This window comes from Xanthomonas sp. NCPPB 1826 (assembly GCF_056725285.1).
In genome coordinates, this window is sequence record NZ_CM161521.1 from 1,661,902 (window position 1) to 1,674,797 (window position 12,896).

Below are 12,896 nucleotides of genomic sequence, written 5' to 3' on the forward strand. Positions count from 1 at the left end.
CGACTCTCCAGGCGACTCAGGACGAAGGGGGAAGTGGGAAAAACGCGCTGGTGCTGCGCTGGTATTGCGCGTAGTCCTCACCACGCGAGCGCAGCGCCTGCTGCTCGGTGTAGGGAATGCCGGTGAAGCGATACAGGAATACGAACATCACCACCGGCCCCAGCGCAGCCAGGGCAAGCGGCCACGGCCCGGCACCGACGGCCAGTGCCAGATAGGCGAACCAGTGCACGAACTCGAAGAAGTAGTTGGGATGGCGCGAATACCGCCACAAGCCGCTGCGGCAGGTGACGCCACGATTGGCCGGGTTGGCCTTGTGCGCAGACAGTTGCCGGTCGGCCAGGGCTTCGCCACCGACCGCGATCAACCACACCGCAATCGCCAGCGTGCTCCACACGCTCCAGGCCGGAGTCGGGTTGCTGGCAGCGGCCAGAAACGGCACACAAAACAGCACCACGACCACCGCCTGCGCCAGGAAGAAGCCCAGGAATTTGCGTTGGTCGCCGTTCCAGTGCTCGCGCAGGGCGCGATAACGGCCATCTTCGTGCGGGTCGCCGAACACGCGCACGCCCAGATGCAACGCCAGGCGCGCGCCCCAGACACCGCCGAGCACGCCGACCAGCACGCGCGGCAGCAGCGCGCCATCGGACATCCATGCGCAATACGGCGCCGCCACCGCCAGGCACGCGGCCCACAGCACGTCGACCGGGCCGGCATTGCCGCTGCGGCGTTGCCACAGCCAGCCGATCACCATCACCACGCTCGCAAACACGCCCACATGCAGCAGCGGCCAGGCATTCATTGCAGTTCTCCCCTCAGGTGTTCAGGCGATGGTCGCGCGAGGCGGCGTGCATACAGCGACAACAGACCGCAGGCCACGCCCCAGCCGATGCCGACCGCGACCGCCGCATGCAGCTGCGGCTGCTGGAATTGCACCGCCTGCCAGCTGCGCTGCGCCAACCAGTACGAAAACGGCCCGAAGATCGCGCCCAGCAGCACCGCCAGCCACGGCCGCTGCATCACCGACGCCAGCGAATGATTGAGCGTGAGCGCAAAGCCCAGCCACAACGCCAGGATCCAGGCCGGCGCCAGCAGGGTGCCCGGCCACGGTGCGGCATAACGCACCCAGCCTGCGGCGGCCAGCGTGGTGTCCAGCAGCAAGCCCAGCGACAGCGCGGCGACCAGCAACTGCAGATCGCCCGGCGCACGCCGCGACGGCCACAGCTGATACAGCGCGAACAGCGCCAGTACCAGCAGGGTAGGCCAGACGCGCGCCTGTGCGGCCGCGCTGACGGCCACCAGCCACAGCACCTGCAGGCCCAGATAGTTGCCGAGCTGCTTCATGCGTGAACGGGAAGGCCGGGCACGAACTGCGGCGGGCGTGCGCCCGGCTTGCTCAGCCATAGATGCACATCGCCGATCGAGCGTTCCAGGAAACCGGCTTCGCAATAGGCCAGGTAGAACTCCCACATGCGGATGAAACGCTCGTCATAGCCGAGCGCGCGCACCTGCGGCAGCTGCGCCATGAAGCGCTGCCGCCAGGCGCGCAGCGTCAACGCGTAGCTCGGCCCGATGTCTTCCAGGTTGAACAGGCGCAGGTCGCTGGCGCGTGCGATCGCGCCGGTCATCGCCGCCACCGACGGAATGAAGCTGCCGGGGAAGATGTGCCGCTTGATGAAGTCCACCGAGCGCAACGCCTGCGCATAGCGATGGTCTTCGATGGTGATGGCCTGGATCAGCGCCTCGCCATCGTCGGCCAGCAGGCTGCCGACCTTGGCGAAATAGGTGTCCAGATACTGATGGCCGATCGCCTCGATCATCTCGATCGACACCACCCGGTCGTAGCGCCCGTCCAGATCGCGGTAGTCGCGCAGCAACACGCTGACCCGGTCGCTCAGGCCGGCCGCGGCGATGCGCTGGGTCGCCAGTTCGAACTGCTCGCGCGAGATGGTGGTGGTGGTGACGCGGCAGCCATGCTCGCGTGCGGCGTGCAGCGCAAAGCCGCCCCAGCCGGTGCCGATTTCCACCACGTGGTGCTGCGGGCCGAGCCGCAGCTTCTGGCAGATGCGTTCGAGCTTGCGTGTGGCTGCGCGCTCCAGTGCGGCCTCGCCTTGGGCCTCTTCGCCCTCGACGAAGATCGCCGAGGAATACATCAGGTTCTCGTCCAGGAACAGGCGGAACAACGGGTTGCCCAGATCGTAATGCGCGGCGATGTTGCGCCGGCTGCCGCTGCGGGTATTGCGTGCGAACGCATGCAGGCTGCGCATCGCCCAGCCGCCCAGCCGCGCGGTGCCGGTCTCCATCGCATCCAGGCGCTCGCGATTGCGCAGCAGCAGGCGCATCAACGCGACCAGATCGTCGCATTGCCATTGCCCGTCCATGTACGACTCGCCGGCACCGACGCTGCCATTGAGCGCGGCCTGGCGATAGAAGCCGGGGTCGATGACGCGCAACTGCATCTGCAGCGCATCCGCACCACTGGCGTTGCCGAGGGTGGTGACGCCGTCGGCTTCGTGCAGCTGCAACTGTCCATTGCGCAGCTCGCCGAGCGTGGCCAGCAGGCGCTTGCGCAACAGGCGGTCCGTCCAGGAGGCCGCGCGCGGCGTAGCGGTGTCGGGCAGGGACGTGGCGTTCATCGGGGTTCTCGCACAGGCGGATGAGGGTGATCGTGGACGGGGTTGCCGCGTAGCCACAGGCGCAGGGCCTGCCAGTGAATGGCCAGCACCACCTGCACGGTCATCAAGGGGTAGGCCAGCAGCGTGCGCGCCAGGGTGCGTGCGTTGAGCGGCTGGCGTTGCAGGACCAGGGTGGCATCGAAGCGGCGCGCGCCGCGCTCGCTGCCTGCGCCATCGGGGTCAGGATGAGTGGCCGGCGTATCGCCGCCGGGCGCATCCAACACCTGCATATGTACGCGCAATTGCGCATCCGGCACGCTGAAACGCCAGTCGTACTGGTGCTGCATGCCCATGAACGGTGAAACATGGAAGCGCTTGTCGAAGCGCCAGGCATGCACGTCGCGATGCGTGCGCGCCTGCGCGACCGGCAGCACGTAGGTGTGGCGCTGCTGCCAGGGCGTATTGGTGATTTCCGCAACGATCCAGCGCAGGCCACCGTGGCGATCGAAGCAGTAGTAGAAGCTGACCGGATTGAACACGTGGCCGAAGTAGCGCAGATGCGTGAGCAGGCGGATCGCGCCATCGGGGCGCTCGCCGGTCTGGGTCTGCACGCAATCGCGCACGGCCTGGTCCAGCGGAACGTTCGGATCGCCGAGATAATCGCTGCGCCGGAACTGCGCCAGGTTGGCGCGCCCCACCGACCACAGCCAACGCCGCGCAAACACCGCATCGAGCTCGGACAGATCCAGGTACATCAGGAACAGCCGGTAGCGGAACGCCAGCGCTCTGGGCGCAAACCGACGGTGCCGCACCCAGCCGGTGTAGATCGCGCTGCGCAGTGTGCCCGCCACGCTGCCGGCACCGCTGTCCTCGCCCGGAGGCAGCGGTACCGCATCGGGGCTGGCTTCGCGCAGCAGCTGCATCACCAGTCCACTCCCAGGCCACGGGCCACGTCCACGCCGCTGCGCAGGCCGTCCTCATGGAAGCCGAAGCCCCATGCCGCGCCGGCGAACCAGGTGTGCTGCAGGCCCTGGATCTCGGCCTTGCGCGTCTGCGCGGCGAGCGCGGCCGCATTCTGCACCGGGTGGCGGTAGCGCATGCGTCGCAGCACCTTGTCCGGGGCGATGTCGTGGTCGCGATTGAGACTGACGATGAACGGCTGCGGCGCATCGATCGACTGCAGGGCGTTCATCCAGTAGCTCACCGTGCACGGCGCCTGCGGGTCGGCCGGCACATGCGCATTCCACGCTGCCCAGGCGCGGCGGTCGCGCGGCAGCACGCTGGCGTCGGTGTGCAGGACGGTGTCGTTGTCCTGGTAGGTGATGCCGCCCAGAATCTGCTGCTCGGCCGCTGTGGCGTCGCTGAGCAAGGCCAGGGCATCGTCGGCATGGCAGGCCAGCACCACGTTGTCGAAGTGCTCCTCGCCACGCAGGGAGCTGAGCACCACGCCGTTGGGCGCGCGCCGGATCGCATGCACCGGCGTGGACAGGCGCTCGAGCACCTGCCAGCGCCGACGCAGCGCACGCACGTAGCTGTTGGAGCCGCCGCGCACCACCTGCCATTGCGGACGCCCGCTGAGCTGCAGCATGTGGTGATTGGCCATGAAGCCGATCAGCTGGCCCATCGGGAATTCGAGGATGCGTTGCGAGGGCGATGACCACAACGCCGAGGCCATCGGCACCAGATGCTGGTCGCGAAACGCGTCCGAGTACCCATGCCGCTGCAGATACGCGCCCAGCGTGCTGAAGCGCTCCTCGCTGTGCAGCACCGCCGGTGCCTGCCGGTAGAAACGGCGCAGGTCGGCCAGCATGCCCCAGAAGCGCGGGCTGAGCAGGTTGCTGCGCTGGCAGAACAGCCCACCCAGGCTGCCGGCGTTGTATTCGAGCCCGCTGCGCGCATCGTGCACCGAAAAGCTCATCGTGGTCGGCTGCGCGGCCACGTCCAGTTCGGCGAACATGCGCGTGAGCAGCGGATAGTGCTGCGGGTTGAACACGATGAAGCCGCTGTCCACCGCATAGCGCTGGCCGTCCAGCTGGATGTCGTGCGTATGCGTATGCCCGCCTAGATAATCGGCGGCCTCGAACAAGGTGACTTCGTAGCGGCGCGACAACAGCCACGCTGCGCCCAGGCCGGCGATCCCGCTGCCGACCACGGCAATCCTGCCCTCGCTCATCGGCTCACCCGCTCGGCACGTTGGGTGAGCGACTTCGGCATCGGCTTGAGGTCCCACACCAGGCCCACCCACGACATCGCGGTGAGCCCGTACCAGGTGACGTCGTACTCCCACCAGCGCAGGCCCTGGCGCGCGGAGCCGGGAAAGAAATGATGGTTGTTGTGCCAGCCCTCGCCGAAGGTGAGCAGTGCCAGCAGCCAGTTGTTGCGGCTGTCGTCGCGGGTGTCGAAGCGCCGGCTGCCGAAGCGGTGCGCCAGCGAATTGATGGTGAAGGTGGCATGGAACAAGGCCACGGTGGAGATCACAAAGCCCCACACCAGCAGCTGCGCACCGGTGGTCTTCAACGCGGGCGCGGCAACCGCCAGCCAGTCGCCGAGCAGGTACAGTCCGGTCGCCAGCAGCACCGGCATCGCGATGTCGAAGCGGTCCAGGAAGCGCAGCTCGGCAAAGCGACGCAGGTCGGGAATGACCTCCCAATCGGTACGGAAGTTGCGCGGGGTCAGGAACCAGCCGGTGTGGCTCCACCAGAAGCCGTGCTGCGCCGGCGAATGCGGATCGCGGCCGGTGTCGGTATGGCGGTGATGGTTACGATGATGCGCGGCCCACCACAGTGGCCCGCGTTGCACGCAGGTGGCGCCGATGGCCGCGAACCCGAACTGCAGCACGCGCGATGTCTTGAACGCGCGGTGCGAGAAATAGCGGTGATAGAACCCGGTCAGCGCGAACATGCGCAGTGCGTACAAGGCCACCGCCATGCCGACTGCGAACCAGGACGCACCGACCCAGAACACCGCCAGGCAGGCCAGGTGCAGCGCGATGAAGGGCAGGGCGCGCAGCCAGTCGATGCGGTCTGCGCGTGCCTCGTCCAGCGGCTCGTCGGTTTGCGAATCCACCCAACGACGCAGGCTGCCGGTGCGTACCGCGAGCCACCCGCGACGGCGGGTGTCGGCAGGCTGCGGCGGCGCGGCATGTGGGTCAAAGCCAGTACTCGGCACGCGTGGTTCTCCGTGTGTAGTCGTGACCCTTTACGGACGCCGCCGGCAAACAGATGCACCAGCCCGTTTGATCGTCGCATGCGTGCGCGCACTTGGCGTGCCGGTGCGAACGAATCGCGCAATTGCGCACACATTCAACGGCGCAAGCCAGGGTGGAGGCGGATGAGGCTGTTGCTTGGAAGCCACCGCCTGCGAGGTGGTCGCAGGCGGCGTCAGGCGCGCCGGATCAGGGCGCCATTGCCAGTGTGCTGATGCCGCCCTTGGCCACCACGGTCCCGGTGGCAATGCCGCCCGGTGCGCCGCCTGGCGGCTCCAGCGTGACGGCCAGAATGGCCTCGTTGCTGAGCATGGGCATCAGCTGATCGGGAATCTGCGCGCGGCGTGCCCGCTGGTCGTCGAAGGTACCCATCGAATGGGCCTTGCCGTCCGGGGTGATCAGCCACAGCTCGGGCACCTTGTCGGCGGTGGCGGTGCGGTCCAGCGGCGTCACCGTGATGGTGTGCTTATCGGCATCCATCAAGGCGACATAGCCCGGGCGGCCGTCTTCGGTGGCCAGCGTGGAAGTCATCGCGATACCGGTCGCCGGCGCGGTGGTGGTTGCAGGCGGCGTCACCGGTGTCTGTACCACCGTGCCGGTGCCCGGCGGCGGCTGCACCGCTGCCGGCGGCGTGCGCAGGTTCAACAGCGCCAGCACGCAGACCGCGGCAGTGGCCAGGCCACCGGCGCTTGCCCAGCGCCAGAACCGCACGCTGTTCCACACCGCTGGCTTTGGCGTGCCTGCCGGCGGCGTTGCCGATGGCGCGGAGGCTACCGCATGCAACGGCGTATCGAAGCCCAGCGTCTGGCGGATGCGTGCCCAGACCTGGCCGGGCGGCGTCACCGCGGCGATCTCGTCCAGCAGCGGCGCCAGATGTTCCTGCCACTGCGTCACCGCCTGGGCGAACTGGCCGTCGGTGGCGACGCGTTGTTCGGCAGCCAGGCGCTGGTCGGCGCTGAGCAGGCCCAGCACGTATTCGCCGGCCAGCACGTCGCGCGGCGGTTCCTGGTCGATGGGAAAGGGCGTGCTCATCGTTCCAGACATGCCTTGAGTTTGGCCAGGCCGCGGCGGATCCAGCTCTTGACCGTGCCGATCGGTGTGTCGGTGCGCGCGGCGAGTTCTTCGTAGGTGATGCCGTCGAAGAACGCGGTGCGGATCAATTCGCTGCGCGGCGGCTCCAGCTCGGCCAGGCAATGGTCGATGCGGCGACGCGTGCTGGCGCGCTCGGTGCGCTCCAGCGGCGAGGCATCGCCGGCGCGCAGTTCACCGGCATCGTCCAGCGCCACATTGCGGCGTTGCGGTGCATTGGCGCGCAGATGGTCGATGGCCTTGTTGCGCGCGATCATCGCCAGCCAGGTGAGCCCGCGTGCACGGGCGGGATCGAACTGCCCGGCCTTGTGCCAGATCAGCGTGAACACGTCCTGCAGCACCTCTTCGGCTTCGGCACGTTGCGGGATCATGCGCAGGCAGACCCCGAACAGTTTCGGCGAGGTCTGCCGGTACAGCGCTTCGAAGGCATGCCGGTCGCCGCCCGCGGTTGCGGTCAGCAGTCGTCCGGTTTCATCGTCGTCGTGGCCAGGGATGGCACTCATGCGGTCGGGCGTTTTTTGAGGTGGGGGCGATGCTACCGGACTGTGCTGACGCTGTCCTTCACTTGCGCTGAAACCACAGCAGCACTGCCGCGAGCAGCAGCAGGATCTCGACGCCCGCCAATGCCACCGTGGGTGCGGAGACCGGCCACAGGCGCGCCAGCGAGACGCTGCGGAACAGCACGATCGGCACGTAGAACGCGAGTGCGACCAGCAGGCCGGTGCGCGGTTGATCGATCCAGGCGAAATAGCCGAACAGGAACGCCATGCCCAGCTGCAGGCCGCCATAGATGACCAGGTATTCCGATTGGCCGGCCGGCGAGAGCTGGGTGTAACCCACGGCATTGGCGGTCTTGGCCGGCGAGAGCGTGCACCAGATCGCCAGGACGACGTAGAGCACTGCGTTGATCCAGAGGTAGGCCTTGGCCATGGCGATGGTCCTGTATGGGGAAGAAGTGACCGGGCCGTTGTACGCAACCGCGTGTGGTCGAACGTGAAGATGGCAGGTGTCTGGTTCACGGGGCGCTGCAGCTCTTGGCCAGCGGTTGCTCGCGCGCCTGGCGCAGTTCATCGGCGCCGACGGCACGCGCAGCGGTGTCCGGAAAAACGATGCGTACGTGTGGATAGCGGCCACGCGCGTCGCGCAGGTTGCCCACGCCACGGAACTGCAGCAGGCGCTTGTCGGCGATGGCATAACGCACTTCGAGCGAGGGCACGGCCGCGCCGTACCAGGCATCCAGGCTCAAGCGAAACCGCCGCTCGCCGCCGGTATCGCCGATACGCTCGACACGGAACGCCAGCTGGCGTTGCAGGCTGGGCAGCACGAAGTCCACGCGTTGCGGCGCGCTGGCGAGCGCGTCCCAGTTGCTGCGCAGGTAGGCATCGAAGCCGGCATCGATCACGCGTGGGCCGTCGTCGGCCGGCAGTGGGGTGCGCTGCTCGGCCTTGCCGGGCTCCTGCTGGAACATCTCGCGCACGCCGTTGCGTTGCCGCACGCCCTGGCGATAGCCATCGCGGCCGTCGATCAGGCTGAAGTCGGGCGAACTGCCGCCGCCATCGACCTGCTTGCGCGCGAACGGGCGCCCATCCGGGCAGCGATACAGCACCACGCGCCCGCCATCGTCGAGCAGCCAGTGCGACTCGCGATAGCGCAGCGCGCCGCTGTCACCATCGAAGGCATCGCCATCCACGCGGGTGACCGCAGCCGCACTCAGCGGCAGGCCGCCCAGCACCAGCAGCAACAACGGCGGAATCGGCCGGCAGACGGTGGCGAGCGCGGCAAGGGCGGCGGCGAGTGGGCGCATCGGCGGATTCCTCGATGGGAGTGCCTACCAATACGAGCGCATCCGCAGCACGGATGCGCCGGATGCGTCAGGACGTTCCCGACAAACAGGGCGTCGTTGGCGGCCGGTGCCGTTGGTCAGGGATGGCGTCGCGGTGCGATACGCGCAACGCTGGCCAGCGCTGTGTCGGATGCTGCACGCCGACTCGCCAGCGTTTCAGCCGCCTGGGTGCAGCGCGATGCAGTCCACCGGGCAGGCCGGCAGGCACAGCTCGCAACCGGTGCACAGCGCGGCGATCACCGTATGCATGTGCTTGGCGCCGCCGACGATGGCGTCCACCGGGCAGGCCTGGATGCACTTGGTGCAGCCGATGCAATCGGCCTCGACGATCCAGGCCACCTGCGGCGGCGTGTGGCTGCCACGGCTGCGGTCGTACGGGCGTGCAGGACGCTGCAGCACGTGCGCCAACGCGCGCGCCCCGGCGTCGCCGCCGGGCGGGCAGTGATCGACATCGGCCTGGCCGTTGGCCATGGCTTGCGCATACGGGCGGCAGCCGTCATAGCCGCACTGGCCGCATTGGGTCTGCGGCAACAGGCGGTCGAGGCGTTCGACCAGATCGGGCGATGAGGCGGGCGTTGCGATATGCATGTCAGTGCAGCAGATTGCCGCGATACCAGCGCTGCTGTGCCAGCGCCAGCATCGGCTTGTCCTCGCGGCTGTCGCCGTAGGCGTGGACGCATTCGTAGTGCGACAGGTCGTAGCGCAGGCGGATCTGCGCGGCCTTGTGCGGGCCGCAATCGCCGTCTGCATAGCGCCCGCTCAGCACGCCGGCGTGGTGTTCCAGCTTGTTGCAGATCAACGACAGGTCATGCTGGGCGCACCACGGCTGCAGATACAGGTCCAGCGATGCCGACACCAGCACGACCTCATGCCCCTGTGCTTGATGCCAGTCGATGCGTCGCATCATCTCGGCGCGCAACATTCCGGGCAATGCGTTGCGTGCATGGTCAGCCCCATGGGCGGCCATCTCATCCAGCGAGCGACCACTGAAGACCAGGCGCGTGACGCGCGCACGCAATGCGTGTGCGGAGACCAGCCCGACCCGATAGCCGAACACCCACGGACCGGCCTGCCACTTCGCCGTCGCCAGCTGCGCAGGCGTCGCCACCTTGCGCAGGAAGCGCGCATAGCTATCGCAGGTGGTGATGGTGTGGTCGAAGTCGAACAGGGCCAGGTGCATGGGGGCGGGGATTGGGGAGTTGGGAGTGGGGATTGGTTGGAAGCGTGGTGTCTGTACCTTCTCCCACCGGGAGAAGGTGCCCCTTAGGGGCGGATGAGGGGTCGGGCCAGGCACGCGTGTCAGGTCTTCCTCAACAATCAGCTGTAGCTTCTACGATTCCCGATTCCCGCCCCCCAATCCCGCTTCACCGCACCGGCATCCCCGGCTGCGCACCACTATCGGCGTCCAGCAGTGCCAGCGCGCCGCCGTCGAAGCCGGCCGACAGGATCATCCCTTCGCTGATGCCGAAGCGCATCTTGCGCGGGGCCAGGTTGGCGATGAACACCACGCTGCGGCCGACCAGCGCTTCCGGTTCGCCATAGCTGGCCCGGATGCCCGAGAAGATCTGGCGCTTGCCCAGTTCGCCGGCATCCAGTTCGAAGCGCAGCAGCTTGTCCGAGCCTTCCACGAATTCGCACACCAGGACTTTGCCGATACGCAGGTCGAGCTTGGCGAAATCGTCGATGCCGATGAGGCTGGAAGTGGCGGTTGGGGATTGGGGATTGGCAGCGGCCGCCGGCGTCGTCTCGGCCTTGGACGGGGCAGGCTTGGCGGTAGTGACAGCGGGTGCCGCAGGTGCGGCCATGGTGTCTTTTGAAGCGTCGGTCATGGCGTCGATCAGTTTGGGGTCGATACGGGTGAACAGGGCGGTGTAGGGCTGGATCACGTGGGCGATCAGCGGGCGGACGACGTCTTCCCAGCTGGTCATCGGTGCCGACAGGAAGGCTTCGGCCTCGGCACAGGTGCGCGGCAGGATCGGCTTGAGCGCGGCCACCAGGATCCGGAACAGGTTCAGGCCCTGCGTGCACACCGATTGCAGTTGTGCATCGGCGCCGTCCTGCTTGGCGATCACCCACGGCTTGGTGTCGTCGATGTACTTGTTGGCCTCGTCGGCCAGCGCCATGGTCTGGCGGATCGCGCTGGCCGCATCGTTGCGCTCGTAGGCCTCGCGGATTGGCGCCAGCGCGGCAACGAAGCGGTCGTATTGCGCCGGGTCGGGCAGGGCGTCGGCCAGCTTGCCGTCGAAGCGCTTGCCGATGAAGCCGGCGCAGCGGCTGGCCAGGTTGACGAACTTGCCGACCAGATCCGCATTCACCCGCGCGATGAAATCGCCCAGGTTGAGGTCCAGGTCGTCCACGCCGCCGGAAGACTTGGCCGCGAAGTAGTAGCGCAGCGCCTCCGGTTCCAGGCCCACGTCCAGGAAGGTCCGCGCCATCACGAAGGTGCCGCGCGACTTGGACATCTTGGCGCCGTCCACGGTGAGGTAGCCGTTGACGTGCAGCCGGGTCGGCGCGCGATGGCCGGTGCCGTGCAGCACCGCCGGCCAGAACAGGCCGTGGAAATTGACGATGTCCTTGCCGATGAAGTGATGCAGCTCGGTCTGCGTGCCGGCCACCAGATGCGCGTCGAAGTCTTCGCCCATCTGCGCGCACAGGGTCTTGAAGCTGCACAGGTAGCCGATCGGCGCGTCCAGCCACACGTAGAAATACTTGCCCGGCTGGCCGGGAATCTGGAAGCCGAAATACGGCGCATCGCGCGAGATGTCCCAGGCGCGCAGGCCGCCTTCGGTGTCCAGCCATTCCTTGAGCTTGGCCTTGACCCCGGGCAGCGCCACATCGCCGGCCAGCCACTCGCGCAAAAAGCCATCGAAATGGCCCACTTCGAAGAAGAAATGCTCCGAGTCGCGCAGTTCGGGCGTGGCGCCGGAGATCACCGATTTGGGCTCCTTCAGCTCGGTCGGCGCGTAGGTGGCGCCGCAGACCTCGCAGTTGTCGCCGTACTGGTCAGCGCTGCCGCAGTTGGGGCAGATGCCCTTGATGTAGCGATCCGGCAGGAACATGCCCTTGGCCGGGTCGTAGAACTGCGCCACCGAGCGACGGCTGATGTGACCGGCGGCCTCCAGCCTGGTGTAGAACGCCTCGGTGAGCTCGCGATTGACCGGTGAATTGGTCGAATCGTAATGATCGAAGGTCACCCCGAACGCGGCGAAATCGCGCTCATGGCTGGCCTGGATGTTGGCGATGAAGGCTTCCGGGGTGACCCCGGCCTTTTCGGCGGCGAGCATGATCGGCGTGCCATGGGTGTCGTCGGCGCAGACGAACCAGGTCTTGTCGCCGCGCAGCCGGCGCGCGCGCACCCAGATGTCGGCCTGGATGTAGCCGACCAGATGGCCAAGATGCAGCGGCCCGTTTGCGTAGGGCAGGGCGGTGGTGACGAGTGCGGTGCGGGTCATGGCAGGCGTAATGCGGGGGACAGCCGATTATCGCATTAGTCGAGAGCCGGGATTGGGGCTGGGAATCGGGAATCAGGATTGGGGAATCGGTCAAAGCAGGGTCATGCGGCCGTGTTGTCGAGGCGCGCAGGTGTTTGGCCGCGCATGTAGCGTCAGGATGGAAGCGCACAAAAAAGGCGCCCTCACGGGCGCCTGCTCTTACCGATTCCCCAATCCCGATTCCCGATTCCCGGCCTATTCGCGAATCCAGGTCTGGGTCCGGCCCAACGCCTCGATGCCCACATAGCCGCGCATCTGCAGCTTCTTGCCGCCATCGGTCAGGGTGACCTTGGCCTTGTAGGTCTTGCCCTTGGCCGGGTCGAGCACCGAGCCGCCGCTCCACACCGCGGTGCCGTCCGGCTTGAGGCCCCACAGGATGGTCATGCCCTTGATCGGCTTGCCCTTGAGCGCGCCATCGCACTTGTCGCAGGTCGGGTTGGGCCCGTGGTTGGACTGCAGGATGTCGACCACCTTGCCGCTCAGCGTGCCGTTGCCGAGCTGTTCGATCTGCACCACCGACTTGGGCTTGCCGGTCTCGTCGTCGATGGTCTTCCAGCGGCCCACCGGCGAATCGGCGGCCTGGGCCAGCAGCGAGGCGGCGGCCAGCGGCAGGGCCAGCACCAGGGTCTTGAAGGTCTTGCGCATGTGTCCCCTCC

Annotated in this window: 14 protein-coding genes; all 14 read right to left on the reverse strand. The window is 67.4% G+C overall.

Annotated features, from left to right (window positions below; translation table 11 throughout):
- Window positions 1-16 precede the first annotated feature (16 nt).
- Entirely contained in the window at window positions 17-799 is a 783-nt protein-coding gene (locus AC1PLA_RS07185; RefSeq protein WP_024940522.1) for a DUF1295 domain-containing protein, read from the reverse strand.
- Window positions 796-1,341 carry a DUF2878 domain-containing protein gene (locus AC1PLA_RS07190; RefSeq protein WP_481105868.1) on the reverse strand — a complete coding sequence of 182 codons (546 nt, stop codon included), beginning with the start codon at window positions 1,339-1,341 and terminating at the stop codon, window positions 796-798. The genes AC1PLA_RS07185 and AC1PLA_RS07190 overlap by 4 nt, the downstream gene beginning before the upstream one ends.
- Complete coding sequence (locus tag AC1PLA_RS07195) at window positions 1,338-2,633, reverse strand: class I SAM-dependent methyltransferase (protein ID WP_481105869.1); 1,296 nt, start codon at window positions 2,631-2,633, stop codon at window positions 1,338-1,340. Before AC1PLA_RS07195 ends, AC1PLA_RS07190 begins: the two co-directional genes overlap by 4 nt.
- Window positions 2,630-3,535, reverse strand: a complete 906-nt coding sequence (locus tag AC1PLA_RS07200; protein ID WP_481106172.1) for a DUF1365 domain-containing protein — start codon at window positions 3,533-3,535, stop codon at window positions 2,630-2,632. Before AC1PLA_RS07200 ends, AC1PLA_RS07195 begins: the two co-directional genes overlap by 4 nt.
- Window positions 3,535-4,785 (reverse strand): NAD(P)/FAD-dependent oxidoreductase, encoded by a 1,251-nt coding sequence (locus tag AC1PLA_RS07205; protein WP_039520238.1) that lies wholly within the window; start codon window positions 4,783-4,785, stop codon window positions 3,535-3,537. The genes AC1PLA_RS07200 and AC1PLA_RS07205 overlap by 1 nt, the downstream gene beginning before the upstream one ends.
- The gene (locus AC1PLA_RS07210; RefSeq protein WP_481105870.1) at window positions 4,782-5,780 is read right to left on the reverse strand and encodes an acyl-CoA desaturase; all 999 of its coding nucleotides are present in this window, start codon (window positions 5,778-5,780) and stop codon (window positions 4,782-4,784) included. Before AC1PLA_RS07210 ends, AC1PLA_RS07205 begins: the two co-directional genes overlap by 4 nt.
- Window positions 5,781-6,006: 226 nt before the next feature.
- Entirely contained in the window at window positions 6,007-6,849 is an 843-nt protein-coding gene (locus AC1PLA_RS07215) for an anti-sigma factor (protein WP_181118747.1), read from the reverse strand.
- Window positions 6,846-7,409 (reverse strand): sigma-70 family RNA polymerase sigma factor, encoded by a 564-nt coding sequence (locus AC1PLA_RS07220; RefSeq protein WP_024940529.1) that lies wholly within the window; start codon window positions 7,407-7,409, stop codon window positions 6,846-6,848. The genes AC1PLA_RS07215 and AC1PLA_RS07220 overlap by 4 nt, the downstream gene beginning before the upstream one ends.
- A 58-nt stretch (window positions 7,410-7,467) precedes the next feature.
- Window positions 7,468-7,836, reverse strand: a complete 369-nt coding sequence (locus tag AC1PLA_RS07225; protein ID WP_024940530.1) for a DUF4345 family protein — start codon at window positions 7,834-7,836, stop codon at window positions 7,468-7,470.
- Between the two features lie 85 nt (window positions 7,837-7,921).
- Window positions 7,922-8,710 carry a hypothetical protein gene (locus AC1PLA_RS07230; protein WP_047128432.1) on the reverse strand — a complete coding sequence of 263 codons (789 nt, stop codon included), beginning with the start codon at window positions 8,708-8,710 and terminating at the stop codon, window positions 7,922-7,924.
- A gap of 195 nt (window positions 8,711-8,905) precedes the next feature.
- On the reverse strand, window positions 8,906-9,337 hold the full coding sequence (rnfB, locus tag AC1PLA_RS07235) for an Rnf electron transport complex subunit RnfB (RefSeq protein ID WP_051747452.1): 432 nt from the start codon (window positions 9,335-9,337) through the stop codon (window positions 8,906-8,908).
- A gap of 1 nt (window position 9,338) precedes the next feature.
- Window positions 9,339-9,929, reverse strand: coding sequence for an HAD family hydrolase (locus AC1PLA_RS07240; protein WP_039528307.1), 591 nt, complete (start codon window positions 9,927-9,929; stop codon window positions 9,339-9,341).
- A gap of 184 nt (window positions 9,930-10,113) precedes the next feature.
- Window positions 10,114-12,201, reverse strand: a complete 2,088-nt coding sequence (gene metG / locus AC1PLA_RS07245) for a methionine--tRNA ligase (RefSeq protein WP_481105871.1) — start codon at window positions 12,199-12,201, stop codon at window positions 10,114-10,116.
- Window positions 12,202-12,435: 234 nt separating this feature from the next.
- A complete protein-coding gene (locus tag AC1PLA_RS07250; RefSeq protein ID WP_481105872.1) occupies window positions 12,436-12,885 on the reverse strand; it encodes a DUF2147 domain-containing protein in 450 nt (149 codons plus the stop codon).
- Between the last annotated feature and the right edge of the window lie 11 nt (window positions 12,886-12,896).